This is a genomic window from Salinicola corii (assembly GCF_008298015.1).
Lineage (GTDB): Bacteria > Pseudomonadota > Gammaproteobacteria > Pseudomonadales > Halomonadaceae > Salinicola > Salinicola corii.
In genome coordinates, this window is the sequence record NZ_VTPX01000011.1 from 93,818 (window position 1) to 110,308 (window position 16,491).

General features: G+C 64.8%; 16 protein-coding genes. 6 read left to right on the plus strand and 10 right to left on the minus strand.

Annotated elements, in window-relative coordinates; genetic code table 11:
- Positions 1-4: 4 nt before the first annotated feature.
- Both F0A16_RS17215 and hexR read right to left on the minus strand, forming a co-directional pair.
- Entirely contained in the window at positions 5-859 is an 855-nt protein-coding gene (locus F0A16_RS17215) for a putative selenate ABC transporter substrate-binding protein (RefSeq protein ID WP_149436601.1), read from the minus strand.
- Between the two features lie 118 nt (positions 860-977).
- Positions 978-1,838: a transcriptional regulator HexR gene (hexR, locus tag F0A16_RS17220; protein WP_149436602.1), complete on the minus strand. Its 861-nt coding sequence runs from the start codon at positions 1,836-1,838 to the stop codon at positions 978-980.
- 236 nt (positions 1,839-2,074) lie between these two features.
- On the opposite strand from hexR, the gene zwf reads away from it, so the two are divergent.
- The 4 genes from zwf (at position 2,075) to F0A16_RS17240 (ending at position 5,886) form a co-directional block, all read left to right on the plus strand.
- On the plus strand, positions 2,075-3,559 hold the full coding sequence (zwf, locus tag F0A16_RS17225; RefSeq protein ID WP_149436603.1) for a glucose-6-phosphate dehydrogenase: 1,485 nt from the start codon (positions 2,075-2,077) through the stop codon (positions 3,557-3,559).
- Complete coding sequence (pgl, locus tag F0A16_RS17230; RefSeq protein ID WP_149436604.1) at positions 3,546-4,220, plus strand: 6-phosphogluconolactonase; 675 nt, start codon at positions 3,546-3,548, stop codon at positions 4,218-4,220. Before zwf ends, pgl begins: the two co-directional genes overlap by 14 nt.
- Before the next feature lie 56 nt (positions 4,221-4,276).
- The gene (locus F0A16_RS17235; protein ID WP_149436605.1) at positions 4,277-4,939 is read left to right on the plus strand and encodes a bifunctional 4-hydroxy-2-oxoglutarate aldolase/2-dehydro-3-deoxy-phosphogluconate aldolase; all 663 of its coding nucleotides are present in this window, start codon (positions 4,277-4,279) and stop codon (positions 4,937-4,939) included.
- Positions 4,940-5,124: 185 nt separating this feature from the next.
- A complete protein-coding gene (locus F0A16_RS17240) occupies positions 5,125-5,886 on the plus strand; it encodes a 3-hydroxybutyrate dehydrogenase (protein ID WP_149436606.1) in 762 nt (253 codons plus the stop codon).
- A gap of 62 nt (positions 5,887-5,948) precedes the next feature.
- Here the strand turns inward: F0A16_RS17240 and F0A16_RS17245 are convergent, their stop codons facing one another.
- The 3 genes from F0A16_RS17245 to F0A16_RS17255 are packed head-to-tail and all read right to left on the minus strand — an operon-like array spanning position 5,949 to position 8,536.
- A complete protein-coding gene (locus F0A16_RS17245; RefSeq protein WP_149436634.1) occupies positions 5,949-7,124 on the minus strand; it encodes an acetyl-CoA C-acetyltransferase in 1,176 nt (391 codons plus the stop codon).
- A 16-nt stretch (positions 7,125-7,140) separates the two neighbouring features.
- Positions 7,141-7,788 carry a CoA transferase subunit B gene (locus F0A16_RS17250; protein WP_149436607.1) on the minus strand — a complete coding sequence of 216 codons (648 nt, stop codon included), beginning with the start codon at positions 7,786-7,788 and terminating at the stop codon, positions 7,141-7,143.
- Between the two features lies 1 nt (position 7,789).
- On the minus strand, positions 7,790-8,536 hold the full coding sequence (locus F0A16_RS17255; protein ID WP_476748632.1) for a CoA transferase subunit A: 747 nt from the start codon (positions 8,534-8,536) through the stop codon (positions 7,790-7,792).
- 110 nt (positions 8,537-8,646) lie between these two features.
- On the opposite strand from F0A16_RS17255, the gene F0A16_RS17260 reads away from it, so the two are divergent.
- Positions 8,647-9,543, plus strand: coding sequence for a LysR family transcriptional regulator (locus F0A16_RS17260; protein WP_149436608.1), 897 nt, complete (start codon positions 8,647-8,649; stop codon positions 9,541-9,543).
- Here the strand turns inward: F0A16_RS17260 and F0A16_RS17265 are convergent.
- The 5 genes from F0A16_RS17265 to edd form a co-directional block, all read right to left on the minus strand.
- A complete protein-coding gene (locus F0A16_RS17265) occupies positions 9,517-10,485 on the minus strand; it encodes a carbohydrate kinase family protein (protein WP_149436609.1) in 969 nt (322 codons plus the stop codon). The genes F0A16_RS17260 and F0A16_RS17265 overlap by 27 nt on opposite strands.
- A gap of 66 nt (positions 10,486-10,551) precedes the next feature.
- The gene (locus tag F0A16_RS17270) at positions 10,552-11,427 is read right to left on the minus strand and encodes an aldo/keto reductase (RefSeq protein ID WP_239023870.1); all 876 of its coding nucleotides are present in this window, start codon (positions 11,425-11,427) and stop codon (positions 10,552-10,554) included.
- Positions 11,424-12,341, minus strand: a complete 918-nt coding sequence (locus tag F0A16_RS17275; protein ID WP_149436610.1) for a D-hexose-6-phosphate mutarotase — start codon at positions 12,339-12,341, stop codon at positions 11,424-11,426. Before F0A16_RS17275 ends, F0A16_RS17270 begins: the two co-directional genes overlap by 4 nt.
- Positions 12,338-13,297 carry a glucokinase gene (gene glk / locus F0A16_RS17280; RefSeq protein WP_149436611.1) on the minus strand — a complete coding sequence of 320 codons (960 nt, stop codon included), beginning with the start codon at positions 13,295-13,297 and terminating at the stop codon, positions 12,338-12,340. Before glk ends, F0A16_RS17275 begins: the two co-directional genes overlap by 4 nt.
- Positions 13,294-15,144: a phosphogluconate dehydratase gene (edd, locus tag F0A16_RS17285; protein WP_149436612.1), complete on the minus strand. Its 1,851-nt coding sequence runs from the start codon at positions 15,142-15,144 to the stop codon at positions 13,294-13,296. The genes glk and edd overlap by 4 nt, the downstream gene beginning before the upstream one ends.
- A 282-nt stretch (positions 15,145-15,426) precedes the next feature.
- Here edd and gap point away from each other — a divergent pair, with 282 nt between their 5' ends.
- Positions 15,427-16,428: a type I glyceraldehyde-3-phosphate dehydrogenase gene (gene gap, locus F0A16_RS17290; RefSeq protein ID WP_149436613.1), complete on the plus strand. Its 1,002-nt coding sequence runs from the start codon at positions 15,427-15,429 to the stop codon at positions 16,426-16,428.
- Positions 16,429-16,491 lie beyond the last annotated feature (63 nt).

Consider the following 16,491-nt stretch of genomic DNA (forward strand, 5'->3'; position numbering starts at 1 on the left):
GGTGTCAGCGCAGCAGACCGATGGATTTGCCTACCGCTTCGATCGGGCCATAGTCGTCGTTGCTGGCCGGGATGAAGCCCGAGCGCGGAAAGCTTTCCAGCAAGGCAGGGTCGGTCATGTCGAGCAGCGCCTGCTGCACCTTGTGGGTGAATCCCTCGCCGTAACGCTCGTCGGCATCGCCGCGCAGGGTCCACTGGTAGTCCGGGTAGGTCGGCGATTCCCAGATGACTTCGACCTTGTCGGTATCGACGCGGCCATCCTCGACGGCGGCCTCCCACACGGTGAAGTTCACGGCACCGATGTCGTAGGTGCCGGATTCGACCAGCGCAATGGTGCGGGTGTGGTCGCCGGAGAAACCGACGCGGGAGAAAAGCTCGTCGGGGGCTTCGTCGAAGCGCTGGCGGATGAAGTGCTCCGGCATCAACCGGCCCGAGGTCGACGTCTTGGCGCCGAAGGTGAACGAGTGTCCGGCGACCGACTCGGGAAGCTCGTCCTGGTTCGGCTCGATACCCGTCGCGGTGTTGGCGATGAAATAGCTGCGGAACTCGGCGTCTTCCGCGCCCTGGGCGATGGCTTTCGAGCCCGGTACCAGCTGGCGGGCCTGTACGCCCGACAATCCACCGAACCACGCCAGTTGCACCTGGTCGTTGCGGAAGGCGGTGACCGCGGCGCCGTAGGAGGTGACGGGAACGTACTCGACATCGACCCCGAGCTTGTCCGACAGGTAGTCGGCGACCTTGGAGAAGCGCTCGACCAGGCGTGACTGGTCCTCGTCCGGAATCGCGGTGAAGCGGAAGGTATCGGCGGCATTGGCGGCCGAGCAGACCATTGTCAGGATCAGGGCGAACATCAAGCGCATGAGCGGCGACCTCGGGTGAGAGAAAAGACGCTCATGATAACCGCATTGCGGCACCGGGATTAAACTGGCGTGGTCGTAGGAAATGACCGATACGTCGAGGTCGGAACAGCGGCCGGCCTCATGCCTCCTTCGGCGGGAACTTGGTCGGTCGCAGGCTCTCCTTGATGGTCCTTAGGTGCGGCAGGAAGGACTCGCCCCGGCGCAGCGTCACGCCCGTCGCCAGGACGTCGATCAGCGCCATGTGGATCATGCGCGAGCTCATCGGCATGTAGACTTCGGTGTCCTCCGGTAGATCGACCGGGAGGATGTCGGTGCAGACGTTGGCCAGCGGCGATCCATCGCGCGTGATGCCGATGACCAGCGCGCCGGCGTCTCGAGCCACCTGAGCCACTTCGACCAGGTCGCGGGTCCGGCCCGTGTAGGAGATGACGACGATGACGTCCCCGGTATGGGACGCCGCGGCGATCATCCGCTGCATCAGTACGTCGTTGTAGGCGCCGACCGGCAGGTTGAAGCGAAAGAACTTGTTCTGGGCGTCGAATGCCGCCGGTGCCGATGCGCCCAGCGCGAAGAAGTGGATCTGCCGCGCCTGGGAAAGATGGTCGACGACGCGTTCGATGCGCCTGGGGTCGATGCCGCGACGGATCTCGTCCAGCGCAGCGATGGTCGCGCCGATGATCTTGTCGGTATAGGCGGCGGCGTCGTCGTCACTCTCGACGCTGCGGCTGACGTAAGGGGTTCCGCCCGCCAGGCTCTGGGCCAACTGGATCTTGAAGTCCGGGTAGCCCTTGGTCTCGAAATTGCGACAGAAGCGGTTGACCGTGGGTTCGCTCACCGTGGCAGCCTGTGCCAGAGTGGCTATGCTCATGCCAATCGCCGCATTGGGGTCCTGGAGGATGACGTCGGCGACCTTGCGTTCCGAGCGATTCAGGTCGTCGACCCGCGAACGAATGCGGGCGATGAGATCGTGCATTGCCATGATTGCGGGGCATCTCCTAGCGGCGGAATGATGATTGATTCGTCACACAGGCCCTGCATCCTAGCCTCTGGCGACACCAGCGCCAAGCTGCGAGAGTCGAGGCCGCATGCGCCCGCTGGCGGCGAGGCACGATATAATGGTTTCGGTAGAGGTAATTTAGTTACGAAGTTGCATGTCAAAAGCCATTCGCATGGCGTATTTTGTTCGTAAATTAACGACTCTGGTGGAGGGAGGCAATGACTCGAGAGGCAACGCCCAACGTGGATTTGGCTCTGTTCGGTGCGCTCGGCGACCTGGCACTGCGCAAGCTTTATCCGGCGCTCTATCACCTGGATCGCGATGGTCTTCTGGGGGCCGACACCCGGATTCTGGGGCTGGCACGACGAGAGCACGACGCCGACAGTTTCCGCAGCACGGTGCTGGGGATGCTCAAGAAGCGGGTCAAGGCCAAGGAGCTTGAGCAGACCTGCCTGGACCGGTTCCTGGCGCGGCTCGATTACACCCAGCTCGATTTCGACACCGTCGACGGTTACGAGAAGATCAGGGACTGGCACGCCGAGAGCCTGGACTCCCAGTGCCCGCTGACCATCTATCTGGCGGTGCCCGCCAGCATCTACGGGGCGATCTGCGCCAATCTCCAGGAGAGCGGCAGCCTGGACGGCGACTCCCGGGTCGTGGTCGAAAAGCCGATCGGCTACGACCTCGACTCCTCCCACGAGATCAACGACGCCATCGGTGCGGTCTTCCCTGAATCGCGGATCTACCGCATGGACCACTACCTGGGCAAGGAGACGGTCCAGAACCTGATCGCGCTGCGTTTCGCCAACCCGATGTTCGGCAACCAGTGGAACCAGAGCCAGATCTCCCACGTCGAGATCACCGTGGCCGAGCAGGTGGGGATCGAGGGGCGCTGGGGCTATTTCGACAAGGCCGGCCAGCTGCGCGACATGGTTCAGAACCATCTCCTGCAACTATTGACCATGCTGGCCATGGATCCGCCGGCCAATCTCGATGCGGATGCCATTCGCGACGAGAAGGTCAAGGTGCTCAAGGCGCTCAAGCCGCTGGAGGGCGAGGATCTCAACCGGCACGTGGTCCGCGGGCAGTATGTCGCCGGCACCATGGAAGGCGAGAGCGTCCCGGGGTATCTCGAGGAGGAGGACGCCAATACCTCCAGCACCACCGAAACCTTCGTCGCCATGCGGCTCGAAGTCGCCAACTGGCGCTGGGCCGGCGTGCCGTTCTACCTGCGTACCGGCAAGCGCATGCCGGAGAAACTGTCGCAGATCGTGATCCATTTCCGTCAGCAGCCGCACTACATCTTCGATCCGGACCAGCGCAACCTCGCCGCCAACAAGCTGGTGATCCGTCTCCAGCCGGAGGAGGGCATCGCGCTGCAGGTGTTGACCAAGGACGGCGGTCTCGACAAGGGCATGCGGCTGCGTCCCGGTCCGCTGCACCTGGACTTCAACCACGCCTTTCCCAAGGAGCGGATTCCGGATGCCTACGAGCGTCTGCTGCTCGAGGTGATGAAGGGTCAGCAGTACCTGTTCGTCCGTCGCGACGAGGTGGAATACGCCTGGAAGTGGGTCGATCAGCTGATCGCCGGCTGGGAGAAACGGGACATTCCGCCGCGTCGCTATCCGGCCGGCTCCTGGGGGCCCGTGGCCTCCATCGCGATGATCACGCAGGATGGTCGCTCCTGGTATGAAGACTACTGAGAACGCCCGCGAGCAGATCGGCGCGCAGTTGGCCGTCGCCGCCGCCCATGCCTTGAACGAGGACCTGGCCAGCCAGCCACGTGCGCTGCTGGTCGTCTCCGGCGGTTCGACCCCGCTGCCGTTCTTCCGGCGGCTGGCCGAGCAGCCGGTGGCGTGGTCGCGGGTCGATGTCACCCTCGCCGACGAGCGCTGGGTGCCCGAGGAGCACGCCGACAGCAATGCGCGCCTGGTCCGGGAAACGCTGCTGACAGGGCCGGCCGCCGCGGCGACCTTTCACTCGCTGACCACCTCCGACCCCACGCCGGAGCAGGGCGCGGCCACGGTCGCCGCCCGTCTGGCGACGCTGCCTTGGCCGGCCAGTCTGGTCGTGCTCGGCATGGGCAACGACGGTCACACCGCATCGCTGTTTCCGGACAGCGGCGAGCTCTCGCTGGCGTTGAGCACGGACGACAGCGTCGTGGCCGTGCGGGCGCCCAGCGTCCCCCAGCCTCGCATCACCCTGAGCGCGGCCCGGCTTCACGATGCCCGCCGTCACGCGCTGCATCTGGTCGGCGACGCCAAGAAAGCGGTGCTGGCCCAGGCGCTCAGCGGGGATGACGTCCGCGAACTGCCGATCCGTGCCTTCCTGACCTGTCCGCTTACCCTCTACTGGGCGCCCTGACGCGCCATCCCCGCCTGCCCCGACGGCCGGGTACCCATCAAAGGAGCCATTCCGATATGCCATCCGAATCACGACTGCCGATTTCCCAGACCGACCGACTCGACGCAATCTGCCGCTCCACGGCGATCATTCCGGTGCTGGTCATCGAACGTCTCGAGCATGCCGTGCCGCTGGCCAAGGCGCTGGTCGACGGTGGGCTCGACGTGCTCGAGATCACCTTGCGCACCGACTGCGCGGTCGATGCCATCAAGCGCATTCGGGAGCAGCTTCCCGACGTGACGGTGGGTGCCGGCACGGTGCTGAGCGTCGATCAATATCGAATCTGCGAGGAGCTCGGTGTCGATTTCGTCGTCACGCCTGGCACGACGCCAGCGCTGTTCGAGCACGGCACTGCCAGCAGCGTGCCGCTGTTGCCCGGTGTGGCCACGGTTTCCGAGGTCGTCACCGGCTGGGAGTACGGCTATCGCCGCTTCAAGTTCTTCCCGGCGGAAGCCAACGGTGGTGCCAAGGCGCTCAAATCCTTTGGCGGTCCGTTGCCCGAGGCGCTGTTCTGTCCCACCGGCGGGGTGACGGTGGACAATGCCGCCGACTACCTCGCGCTGCCCAACGTGATGTGCATCGGCGGCTCCTGGATGGCGCCGAAATCGCTCATCGACCAGGAGGACTGGGCCGGCATCACCCGCCTGACCCAGGAGGCGACGCAGCGCTATCCGCGCTGAGGCACGGGGCGGGTCGGCGCTGATGGCCAGCACCTGGGGCGACTGTCGTCGGTCCGGGAGCGCCTCGACAGCCAGGCGACCCCACTCGCTCGAATGGCTCACTGCTTTCGAGGGATACCCCTTGTCCCCAGGCTGCTCCACACTGTGGCATCAGGGAATCCCTCGTCCAAGACAGGAGCGATGGCATGAGTGAACGTCCTCGAGTGGCGGTAGTCACCGGCACGACCAGCGGTATCGGCCGTGCGGTAGTGGAAAATCTCGCGGGTCAGGGCATCCGTGTGATGGCAGTCGACGCCAACCCGGCAGGCGAGGCCGTGGCGGAGGCCGTGGGTGCCACCTTCCTCGAGGCGGATCTCACCGATGGTGAGCAGTGCGCCCGGGTGATCGGGGCGGCGGTGGAACGCCTCGGCAGCGTCGATATTCTGGTCAACAACGCCGGGATTCAGCATGTCGCCGATATCGAGCAGTTCCCGCCGGACAAGTGGCGCAAGATCATCGACCTGATGTTGACCGCGCCGTTCCTGCTGACCCAGGCCTGCTGGCCGCATATGCGCGAGAAGGGGTGGGGGCGGATCATCAATATCGCCTCCATTCATGCCAATGTGGCGTCTCCGGGAAAATCGGCCTACGTCAGCGCCAAGCATGGGCTCATCGGTCTGACACGAACTGCCGCGCTGGAAGGCGGCGAGCATGGCATAACCGCCAATGCGATCTGCCCGGCCTACGTGCGCACGCCGCTGGTGGAGCGCCAGATCGCCGATCAGGCGACGCTCAACCGGATGGATGAGTCGGACGTCATCGAGAAGATCATGCTGAGTGGGGCCGCCATCAAGCGCCTCATCGAGCCCGGGGAAGTCGCCAGCGTCGTGGCCTACCTCGCCTCCGATCAGGCTTCCGCCGTCACCGGTGCGGACTGGGCCATCGACCTGGGGTGGACGGCGCGCTAAGACGGGGGGCTCGCGAGCGGCAAGACGCCTGACAAGCACCTTGTCGCTTGCTGAGAGGGCATTCAGTCTCGTTCGATGGCCGTGGCTACCCCCTGTCCGCCGCCGATGCAGAGCGTCGCCAGGCCGCGCCGGGCATCGCGGCGTTGCATCTCGTGCAGTAGCGTCACCAGAATTCGGGCACCGGAAGCGCCGATGGGATGGCCCAGCGCGATGGCGCCGCCATTGACGTTGACCTTGTCATTGCTCCACCCCAGATCCCTGGCCACGGCCAGCGTCTGGGCGGCGAAGGCCTCGTTGGCCTCGATCAGATCCAGATCGTCGATCGTCCAGCCGGCTCGACGCAGGCAGCGCCGGGTGGCGGGCACCGGGCCGATACCCATGGTCGCCGGGTCGACGGCGGCGTTGGCGTAGGCGCGAATGATGGCGAGGACCGGAAGCCCGAGTTTCGCGGCCCGTTCGGCGCTCATGACTAGCAGGGCGGCGGCGCCATCGTTGAGCGACGATGCGTTGCCGGCGGTGACGCTGCCGGTCTTGGAGAAGGCCGGCTTGAGCTTGCCCAGCGACTCGGCGGTGACGCCAGCGCGCGGCTGTTCGTCACGTTCGATGACGATGGAATCGCCGCGTCTCTGAGGCACGCTCACTGGGGTGATCTCGGCATCGAAACGGCCGGCTTCCCGCGCTGCCGAGGCACGCCGCTGGGACTCCGCGGCGTAGGCGTCCTGATCCTGGCGGGAGATGTTCCACCGCTCGGCCACGTTCTCCGCGGTAATACCCATGTGGTAGTCGTTGAAGGCGTCCCATAGGCCGTCATGAATCATGCTGTCGAGCAGCTCGGCGTGGCCCATGCGCAGTCCGGTACGGGCCTTGGGCAGCACGTAGGGCGCCAGGCTCATGCTCTCCATGCCGCCGGCCACGATGGTCTCGGCATCGCCGCAGCGGATCGCCTGGACGGCCAGGTGCACGGCCTTGAGGCCGGAGCCGCAGACCTTGTCGACCGTCATCGCCGGCACGTTGTCCGGCAGACCGGCTTCGATGGAAGCCTGGCGCGCGGTATTCTGGCCCAGTCCGGCACGCAGTACGTTGCCCATGATCACCTCGTCGACGCCAGCGGGGTCGATGCCCTCGAGGACGCGACGAATGACGGTCGCTCCCAGGGTCACCGCGGGGACACTGGCAAGCCCCCCCTGGAACGTGCCGATTGGTGTGCGCGTGGCCGCGATGATGACCACATCGCGCATCGCTGCTGTCGTTTGGTCAGACATGAGCCGTCTCCCGCTGGTCGATCAGTTCGCACCCGGTGGCTTCGCGAATCTCCTCGATCGTGACATCGGGCGCCAGTTCGACCAGCGCCAGCCCCACGTCGGTGACGTCCATCACGCCGAGATCGGTGATGATGCGATCGACCACCCTGACACCGGTCAATGGCAGGTTGCACGCTTTCAGGATCTTGTGCTCGCCCTTGGCGGTGTGGCTCATCAGTACCACCACGCGCTGCACGCCGGCGACCAGGTCCATGGCGCCACCCATGCCCTTGACCATCTTGCCGGGGATCATCCAGTTGGCGAGGTCTCCCTGTTCGGAGACCTGCATGGCGCCCAGAATAGCCAGGTTGATCTTGCCGCCACGGATCATCGCGAACGACTCCGCGTTGTCGAAGTAGCTCGAGCCGGGCAGGGCGGTGACGGTCTGCTTGCCGGCGTTGATCAGGTCGGGGTCGACGGTTTCCTCGGTGGGGAAGGGGCCGATGCCGAGCAGCCCGTTCTCCGACTGCAGCCACACTTCCATGCCGTTGGGAATGTAGTTCGCTACCAGCGTGGGCTGGCCAATTCCCAGGTTGACGTAGAAGCCGTCCCGCAGCTCGCCGGCGGCGCGTTGCGCCATCTGTTCCTTGTTCCAGGGCATCTCAGTTTCCCTCCCTGAGCGTGCGTTTCTCGATGCGTTTTTCCGGTGTCGGGTGATGCACGATGCGGTGCACGAAAATGCCCGGCAGGTGGACGTCGTCAGGGTCGATGGCGCCGGTCTCGACGATCTCCTCGACCTCGGCGACACAGATCCTGCCGGCCATGGCGGCCAGCGGATTGAAGTTGCGCGCTGTCTTGTTGAAGCGCAGATTGCCCGCCTTGTCGGCAACCTGAGCCTTGACCAGCGCCACATCGACCGGCAGGCCGCGCTCCATGACGTAATGCTCGCCGTCGAATTCGCGAACTTCCTTGCCTTCGGCGATCTTGGTGCCGTAGCCGGTCTTGGTGAAGAAGGCAGCGATGCCGGCGCCGCCCGCGCGCAGGCGCTCGGCCAGGGTACCCTGGGGGCAGAACTCCAGCTCGAGCTCGCCGGAGAGATACTGGCGCTCGAACTCCTTGTTCTCGCCCACGTAGGAGGAGAGCATCTTGCGGATCTGGCGCGACTCCAGCAGCAAGCCAAGGCCGAAACCGTCCACGCCAGCGTTGTTGCTGGCCACCGTCAGGTCTTTCTTGCCGGTGTCGCGCAGGGCAACGATCAGCGATTCGGGGATGCCGCACAGGCCGAAACCGCCGACGGCTATCGTCATGCCATCCTCGATCAGGCCGTCGAGCGCGGTCTGCGCGCTCTCGAAGCATTTGCCGCCGCGCATCCCGGCGGGGGTCTTCTCAGTACTGGCGTGCTGGGTCATGGCGAGCCTCTGTTGTTGTGTCCTGGATAGACTATGACCGCTCGTCGCGCTGTTATTAAATTTATTTTCGCCGATAATTGTCGAGTTTTTCTCATCAATGAGGCGTTTTGATGACCATCAAGCAGCTCCGTGCCTTTCTTGCCGTGGCGCAGACACTGAGTTTCGTCCAGGCCTGCGAGCGGTTGCACGTGACCCAGTCGGCGCTGAGTCTGGCGGTGAAATCGTTGGAGTCGCAGCTCGGTGGCGCGTTGTTCTCGCGCACCACGCGCCAGGTGCGACTCACTCCCGAAGGCGAGGCGCTGCTGCCGTTGGCGCGGCGGTTGCTGGCCGAGTGGGACGACGCCGAGGACGCCATGAGGCGGCGTTTCCATCTGCAGCAGGGGCATCTGGCGATCGCCGCCATGCCATCGTTTGCCTCCAATTGCCTGCCGCCACTGATCGCGGCCTTTCGTCGGCGCTATCCGCGCATCAGCGTCACCATCCATGACGTGATCAACGAACAGGTGGTGGAGATGGTGCTGGCCCAGCGCGTGGAGTTCGGAATCGCCTTCGAGCCGCCGCGGCAGCCGGCGCTGACATTCACCCCGATCCACCGTGATCGCTTCGTGGCGGCGGTGCCGCCGATGTCGGCGCTCGCCGCGCAGGCGTCGACGACCTGGTCGGCGCTGCTGGCATATCCTTTCATTACCCTGCAGCGGCCATCGCAGGTGCGGGTGATGCTGGAGCGGCAACTGTCGCGACACGGCATGACGCTGCCGGTGGAGTTGGAGAGCCATCAGTTGGCCACGGTGGGCCAACTGGTCGGCAAGGGATTGGGCGTGAGCGCGGTGCCGGCGCTGTGTCGCGTCCAGATGGAGGCGCTGGGAGTCCGCTGTCTGGCGCTATCCGACCCGGTGATCGAGCGGCCAGTCGGCGTCGTGACCCGCGCCGACCAGCAGCTTTCCTCCACCGCGAGCGCCTTTCACGCCCTGGTGGAGGGGTCAGGTCGGGAGATCGTCGAGGTCTGAGGTGCCCGGCAGCGAGACGAATGCGCCGGGTCGCGTCGCCGCGAAGGCACCGCAGCGACAGGCGAAGGTCAGCGCCTCACTCAGCTTGGCATCGTCGGCCAGCCACTCGCCCAGCGCCTCGCAGGCCACGTCGGCTCGGGACAGGGACGCCAGCAGGCCGCCGATGAAGGCGTCGCCAGCGGCGGTGGTATCTACCGCCTGGACGCTCGGAGGTACCGCCTGAAGCTGACGGTCCGCCAGATGTGCGGTCACCGGCCCCGGGCCGTCGGTGATCACGATCAATCGGGCGCCCTTGGCCAGTCGGGCACTGATCCACTCCTCGGCACTGCGATCGCCGCGAAGCGTATCCAGCTCTTCGGTGGAGAGCTTGATGAGATGGGCCCGTTCGAGCAACTGCTCGACCAAGGCGATATCGATGTTGCCCTGGGGCCACAGCATCGCGCGAAGATTGACATCGACGCTGATCAGGCAGCCGCCGCGGCGGGCGATACTGGCAAGGTCGAGGGTGGTGCGGGCGATGGCCGCGTCGGTCAAGCTGTTGCTGCACAGGTGGACCAGGGCCGGCTCGGTGAAGATGCCGGGCGGGAGGTGCTCTCGGCGATAGAGCAGGTCCGCGGCGGGTGGGCGATAGAAGTCGAACTTGCGCTCTCCCAGTCGGTCACGGGAGACGAATGCCAGGGCAGTGCGGGCTTCGCGGGTCCGAACCACGTGTTGGGTGTCGACACCGTAGCGGTTCAGTTCGTCGACCAGGAAGTCGCCGAAGCGATCGTCACCGATCATGCCGAGGAAAAAACTGGGGATACCCTGGCGAGCACAGGCCACGACGGCGTTGGCCGGCGCGCCGCCGGCATAGGGTGTGAAGGTCTCGGGGCCGCTGTCGTCGCCCAGGCGGCTGGACAGCATGTCGACGAGGGCTTCGCCGAAGGCGATGATGGGGGTCATGGGTTACCGACTCTCTTGTCGAACAGGAATCGAGGATGCGGTGCTGTCGCGCCACATCGAACGTCATCACGGCACTCGGTGACTGCGTGCTTCCTCGAGCAGCGCGAACCACGTCGGGCGATCGAGTTCGAGATTACTGCTCAGCAGCAAATTGTCGATACGCCTTTCATTCAACGTTCCGGTCACCGGTACCGGTTTGCCGGGTAGCCGCCGCAGCCAGGCCAACGCCAATCCCGCCGTGGTCGAATTGAGCTGTTCCGCGAGGCGCGAGAGCGCGGTGCCGAGAACATCCTCGAATACCGAGCCGCCACCTAACGGCGACCAGGCCATCGGCGCCAGACCGTCGGCCAGGATGGCGTCGTAGAAGCCGTCGAACAGGGCGTCCGGATGCGCCAGCGAGAGCTCGAGCTGGTGGACGCCGAGCCGGTTGCCCATGGCAGCCTGCAGTCGACGCCACTGTTCCGGCAGGAAGTTGGAAACACCCACCGCGCCGACCTTGCCGGCCGCGATGGCATCGTCCAGGGCTCGGGCCGTCGCCTCGGTATCCATCAATGGATCCGGGCGGTGGAGCAGGAAATGGTCGAGCCGGTCGACGCCGAGGCGCGAGAGTGAGTCGTCGATGACCTGGGTGAGATGGCGTTCGGAGGTATCGTAATGCTTGACCCCGAAGGGCGAGGTGTCGCGATGCGGCAGGATGATATTGCCCTTGGTCACCACCCTCACCCTGGACTTGAGCGACGGTCGGCGGGCGAGCGCCTCGCCGAAGCGCTGCTCGCCCAAGTGATTGCCGTAGCTGTCGGCATGATCGAACCAGTGCAGACCCTGGTCCACCCGGGCTTCCAGCCAGTCGGCGAATTTTTCGACGTCGTCGAATTCGGGCCGTTCTTGGAGACGCATCATGCCCAGAATGAAGGGCGAGTCGAAAACCAGATCGTCGCTCACGCCGATGTCGCCTCCCGCCCGATCGTGGTGGAGAGCAGGTGTTGACCGTCCGGTACCAGCCAGACCGGGTCGACCCGCGTACAGGCGGTCTCGACGCACAGAAAGCGCATCCCCGCAGTGGCTGGGGTATCGCTGGGTAGATCGTCGCCGGGATGCCAGACCACGGTGGAATCGCTGCCCTGTTTGGAGATCGCGAGCCGGCGCTGCCCATCATCGAGGATCACCGGGCGATTCGACTGGTAGATGCGGTCGAGCGAACCGCGAATACCGAGCTCGCCCTGCTGATGGTGCTCGGCGAAGTGCTCGAGCTTGTCCAGATAGCGTGCGCCGGCCAACCCCTCGACACGACACTGGTGGGTATCGGCGACGGCGAAGTACGTATGCAACGCACCCGTCAGCTTGACCGGGGTAGTGCCGGTATGGCGCGTCATCAGTTCGACGCTCAGGCGCTGGCCGTTGGCATGAACCACAGCATTGGGAACGAGTTGGTCGTGCAGCCGCTGTTCCGGGGAGAGGTGGATCTCGACGCCGCTACCGGAGACGCTGTCGTCGACGGCCTCGACGCGCCACGCCGCCGTGCGGGCAGGGCCATGCATAGGACCCTTGCCATCGGGCGATTCATCGGCGAACCACGGCCAGCACAACGGAATCCCGCCGCGAATGGCGCCCGGCATCGGCTGCGGCGTCGGCGTGACCCACAGCCAGCCATCCTCCGTGCCGGTCGCCGGTCGGGCGCCTGCGGCTCGCCCGGCTTCGGGGGCGAAAGGTAAAAAGTGGAGAACCTGGGCGCCTTGCAGCGAGATCGCCAGTTCGCCCCAGTCGGCATTGATCAGCAGTAGGCGCCGGCCTTGCCAGTCGGCTTCCCGCTGACCGTCGGTCGCGTCGACCAACTGCCGCAGCGTATCGGGAATCATGTCACCTCCTCGTTGTGCAGGGCTTCCGCCGCCCCCAGCAGTCCGGTCCAGGGCGCCGTCACTACCCAGGTGGGAATGCCGGCATTGTAGGCGCTCAGGCGGCCCTTGTCGGCAAAGGCGCGCCGGAAGTCGCTGCGCGGGAGCCATTCGATCAGGCGCGGCGTGATGCCGCCACAGAGATAGACACCGCCCAGGGCGCCGAGGGTGAGTGCGGCATCGCCGGCACAGGCGCCGAGAATCTTGATGAAGCGCAGCAGCGTCTCGCGGGCGACGCGATCGCCGGCCCGCGCCGCGCCGGTCACTTCCGCCGGGGTGTTGTAGTGGGCAGTGACGTTGAGCAGGGCGGCGTGGCCGAGATAGAGGTCGAGCAGGCCCTGGCCACACAGCAGGCGCTCGACCGAGACGCGTCCATAACGGGCACTAAAATAATCGAGCAACTGTCGCTCCCGCTGGTCGGTCGGGGCGAAAGTAGCATGGCCACCTTCCGTGGTTAGCGGGATCCAGTGGCGTTGGCTGGGGATCAGCCCGGCCACGCCAAGCCCGGTCCCAGGGCCGATGATCAGGCGGGGACGGCGGGCCTCGGCCTCGCCTTCACCGACCTTGACCAGATCCTTCTCTTCGATATGGGGAATACCCAGCGCCTGGGCGGTGAAATCGTTGATGACCTTGAAGTTCGACAACCCCAGTTCGTGGGCGACTGCCTTCTTGGAGAAGGCCCAGTCGTTGTTGGTCATTTTGACCCAGTCTTCGTGAACCGGGCAGGCGAAGGCCAGGCAAGCCTCGCGGGGCGCTTCGGCACCGACCTGTTTGAGATAGGCTTGAATGGCTTCGACCAGACCGGCGTAGCGCGCGCAAGGCAGCGTCTCGATCGATTGAAGCTCGACGCTGCCGGGCATGACCAGTGCAAAGCGTGCGTTGGTTCCGCCAATGTCGCCGATCAGGGCGGGAGTCGTCATGTGTGCCCTCCGGGCAAGTCGGCGGCGTCGAAGCCGCCAAAGGTTGCCGCGCCTTCCTCGGCACCGCCGACCAGGTGGCGGAAACCGGCGAACAGTTCGCGGCCCATTCCCTGATGATAGTGATCCAGGTCGCAGGACGCCGGTTCGCGTTGCGCCCAGGTTTTGGCATCGACCAGCGCCTCCAGCACGCCATTGTCGGGGTCGAGTAGCACCCGGTCGCCGTCGCGCAGATAGGCGATGGGGCCCGAGTCGACCGCCTCCGGGGTGATGTGGATGGCCGCCGGTACCTTACCAGAGGCACCTGACATTCGCCCATCGGTGACCAGTGCGACCTTGTGCCCGCGATCCTGCAGCACGCCCAGGAAAGGGGTCAATTGGTGCAGCTCCGGCATGCCGTTGGCGCGGGGGCCCTGGAAGCGCACCACGACGATGACGTCGCGATCCAGCTCGCCGCTTTCGAACGCCGCCTTGACCTGACTCTGGTCGTCGAAGATGCGCACCGGTGCCTCGACCCGGCGAAACTCGGGCTTGACCGCGGAGACCTTGATCACGCCGCGCCCCAGGTTGCCGTCTAGCACCGCCAGCCCCCCGGTGGCGGAGAACGGCCGGCTGATCGGCCGCAGCACCTCTTCGTCGAGACTCTGCTGCGTGCCCTCGCGCCAGACCAACCGGTCCCCCTCCAGGAACGGCTCCTGGGTATAAGCGGTCATGTCGGTGCCGAAGGCCGTGCGCACGTCGGCATGCATCAGGCCCGCCGAGAGCAGCTGCCGCACCAGGAAGCTGACGCCGCCGGCGGCGTGGAAGTGGTTCACGTCGGCCTGGCCGTTGGGGTAAATCCGGGTCAGCCCGGGTACGACCGTCGACAGCTCGGCAAAGTCGTCCCAGGTGATGGTCAGACCCACGGACGCGGCCATCGCCACCAGGTGCAGGGTATGGTTGGTCGACCCGCCCGAGGTGAGCAGTCCGACCATGGCGTTGACGATGGCGTGAGCATCGATCTGCTGGTAGAACGGATGATAGTCGCCGCCTTGGTCGCTCAAGCGGATCACCTGCTCGGTGCTGAAGCGAGTGATGGCGTCGCGCAGCGGGGTGCCAGGATTGACGAACGAGGTGCCCGGCATGTGCAGGCCCATCATCTCGAGCATCAGCTGGTTGGAATTGGCGGTGCCATAGAAGGTGCAGGTGCCTGCGCTATGGTAGGAATCGGACTCCGCTTCCAGCAGTGCATCACGGCCAACCTTGCCCTCGGCGTAGAGCTGGCGGATCCGCGACTTCTCGGCATTGGGCAGCCCGCTTGGCATCGGGCCGGCCGGCACGAATATCGCGGGCAAATGACCAAAACGCGCGGCGCCGATGAACAGGCCCGGCACGATCTTGTCACACACTCCGAGATAGAGTGCGCCATCGAACATGTTGTGCGACATCGCCACCGCCGTCGACATGGCGATGACATCGCGGGAAAACAGCGATAGCTCCATGCCGGGCTGACCCTGAGTGACGCCGTCGCACATGGCCGGCACGCCGCCAGCGAACTGCGCCGTGCCTCCCATGCCGCGGGCGGCTTCCTTGATCAGTTCGGGGAAGTGTTCGAGCGGCTGATGGGCCGACAGCATGTCGTTATAGGAAGAGACGATGCCGATATTGGCGCTGTTCATCAGCTTCAGGCTGTTCTTGTCGCCAGCGTTGCATGCGGCGAAGCCGTGGGCCAGGTTGCCGCAGGAGAGTTCCGCGCGGTGGACGCCGCGGCGATGCTGTTGTTGCATCCGCTCTTCGTAGAGGTGGCGTCGGTCGGCGGAGCGCTCTTCGATGCGCCTCGTTACACGGTCCAGAGTGGGGTCGAGTGTCATGGAGTGCCTCATCGAGCTGTCAGGTTTATTTGGTAAACTTACCAAAAAATATCTCGCATGTTCGCGAATGAGCCTTTGGTATTAGGCTTTTGGGGTAATATTTTTTCATGCGACGATGTTCTAGACTACGTACTAGGCTATTCACCAGTTCTGCGGCGATCTAATCTTTTCGTTCGATCCGATGCAGCGCCGGGATGCAGCGCAGGCTCGTTACCCGGCCGACTCAACGTCTCGATTACGCCAACTTCAGCGTCTCAGTCACGCCATCAAAAGGAGAGCACCATGACATTGCGTGTCGCCATCAACGGATTCGGTCGCATTGGCCGGAACGTACTTCGTGCCATGTACGAGAACGGCTACCGGGATCGGATCGAAGTCGTCGCCATCAACGATCTCGGCGACCCGTCGCTCAACGCCCACCTGCTTCGCCATGACAGCGTGCATGGGCATTTCGGATTCGATGTCACTCACGATAGCGATACTCTGAGCGTAGACGGAGATAGCATCCGCATTCTTTCCGAACGCGATCCGGCCCAGTTGCCATGGAAATCGCTGAACGTCGACCTGGTGATGGAGTGCACTGGCCTATTCACAAAGCGGGATGCCGCTGCCAAGCACATTGAGGCTGGTGCCGAGCGCGTACTGATCTCCGCGCCGAGCGGTGATGCCGACGCGACCATCGTGTTCGGCGTCAACGAAGGTACGCTGAAGGTGGAGCACCGGGTGGTATCCAACGCCTCGTGTACCACCAACTGCCTGGCGCCGGTCGCCAAGGCGCTGCAGGACACCGTGGGTATCGAGAATGGTCTGATGACTACGGTCCATGCCTATACCAACGATCAGAATCTGTCCGATGTCTATCACAAGGATCCGTACCGCGCTCGTAGCGCCACGCAGTCGATGATTCCGACCAAGACCGGGGCGGCGGCGGCCGTCGGGCTGGTTCTGCCGGAACTGAACGGCAAGCTCGATGGTCTCGCGGTTCGCGTGCCGGTGATCAATGTGTCGCTGGTCGACCTGACCTTCACCGCGGGACGGGATACGACCAAGGAAGAGATCAACGAGATCGTCACTAAGGCGGCGGCCAACTCACCGGTGCTGGCGGTGAACTCGCAGCCGCTGGTCTCGATCGACTTCAATCACGATCCCAACTCGTCCACCTTCGATGCCAACCACACCCGTGTGAACGGTCGTCTGGTCAAGGTCATGGCGTGGTACGACAACGAGTGGGGCTTCTCCAATCGCATGCTGGACACGGCGCTGGCCATGCAGGCCGTGAGCTGAGGCCAAGATGCGGTAACTGCGGATGTCGGGCTACTGGATGATCGAGCTCCTGTAATTTCGGCG

Excerpts from the sequence above, each read along its gene's own strand:
- F0A16_RS17245 (WP_149436634.1), bottom strand. The coding sequence starts at position 7,124 with ATGCGCGATGTGGTCATCATCGCGGCCACGCGCACACCAATCGGCACG.
- hexR (WP_149436602.1), bottom strand. The coding sequence starts at position 1,838 with ATGGCAATGCACGATCTCATCGCCCGCATTCGTTCGCGGGTCGACGAC.
- F0A16_RS17265 (WP_149436609.1), bottom strand. The coding sequence starts at position 10,485 with ATGACCCCCATCATCGCCTTCGGCGAAGCCCTCGTCGACATGCTGTCC.
- zwf (WP_149436603.1), top strand. The coding sequence starts at position 2,075 with ATGACTCGAGAGGCAACGCCCAACGTGGATTTGGCTCTGTTCGGTGCG.
- glk (WP_149436611.1), bottom strand. The coding sequence starts at position 13,297 with ATGACGACTCCCGCCCTGATCGGCGACATTGGCGGAACCAACGCACGC.
- pgl (WP_149436604.1), top strand. The coding sequence starts at position 3,546 with ATGAAGACTACTGAGAACGCCCGCGAGCAGATCGGCGCGCAGTTGGCC.
- F0A16_RS17260 (WP_149436608.1), top strand. The coding sequence starts at position 8,647 with ATGACCATCAAGCAGCTCCGTGCCTTTCTTGCCGTGGCGCAGACACTG.
- F0A16_RS17215 (WP_149436601.1), bottom strand. The coding sequence starts at position 859 with ATGCGCTTGATGTTCGCCCTGATCCTGACAATGGTCTGCTCGGCCGCC.
- F0A16_RS17255 (WP_476748632.1), bottom strand. The coding sequence starts at position 8,536 with ATGACCCAGCACGCCAGTACTGAGAAGACCCCCGCCGGGATGCGCGGC.
- gap (WP_149436613.1), top strand. The coding sequence starts at position 15,427 with ATGACATTGCGTGTCGCCATCAACGGATTCGGTCGCATTGGCCGGAAC.
- F0A16_RS17235 (WP_149436605.1), top strand. The coding sequence starts at position 4,277 with ATGCCATCCGAATCACGACTGCCGATTTCCCAGACCGACCGACTCGAC.
- edd (WP_149436612.1), bottom strand. The coding sequence starts at position 15,144 with ATGACACTCGACCCCACTCTGGACCGTGTAACGAGGCGCATCGAAGAG.
- F0A16_RS17275 (WP_149436610.1), bottom strand. The coding sequence starts at position 12,341 with ATGATTCCCGATACGCTGCGGCAGTTGGTCGACGCGACCGACGGTCAG.
- F0A16_RS17250 (WP_149436607.1), bottom strand. The coding sequence starts at position 7,788 with ATGCCCTGGAACAAGGAACAGATGGCGCAACGCGCCGCCGGCGAGCTG.
- F0A16_RS17240 (WP_149436606.1), top strand. The coding sequence starts at position 5,125 with ATGAGTGAACGTCCTCGAGTGGCGGTAGTCACCGGCACGACCAGCGGT.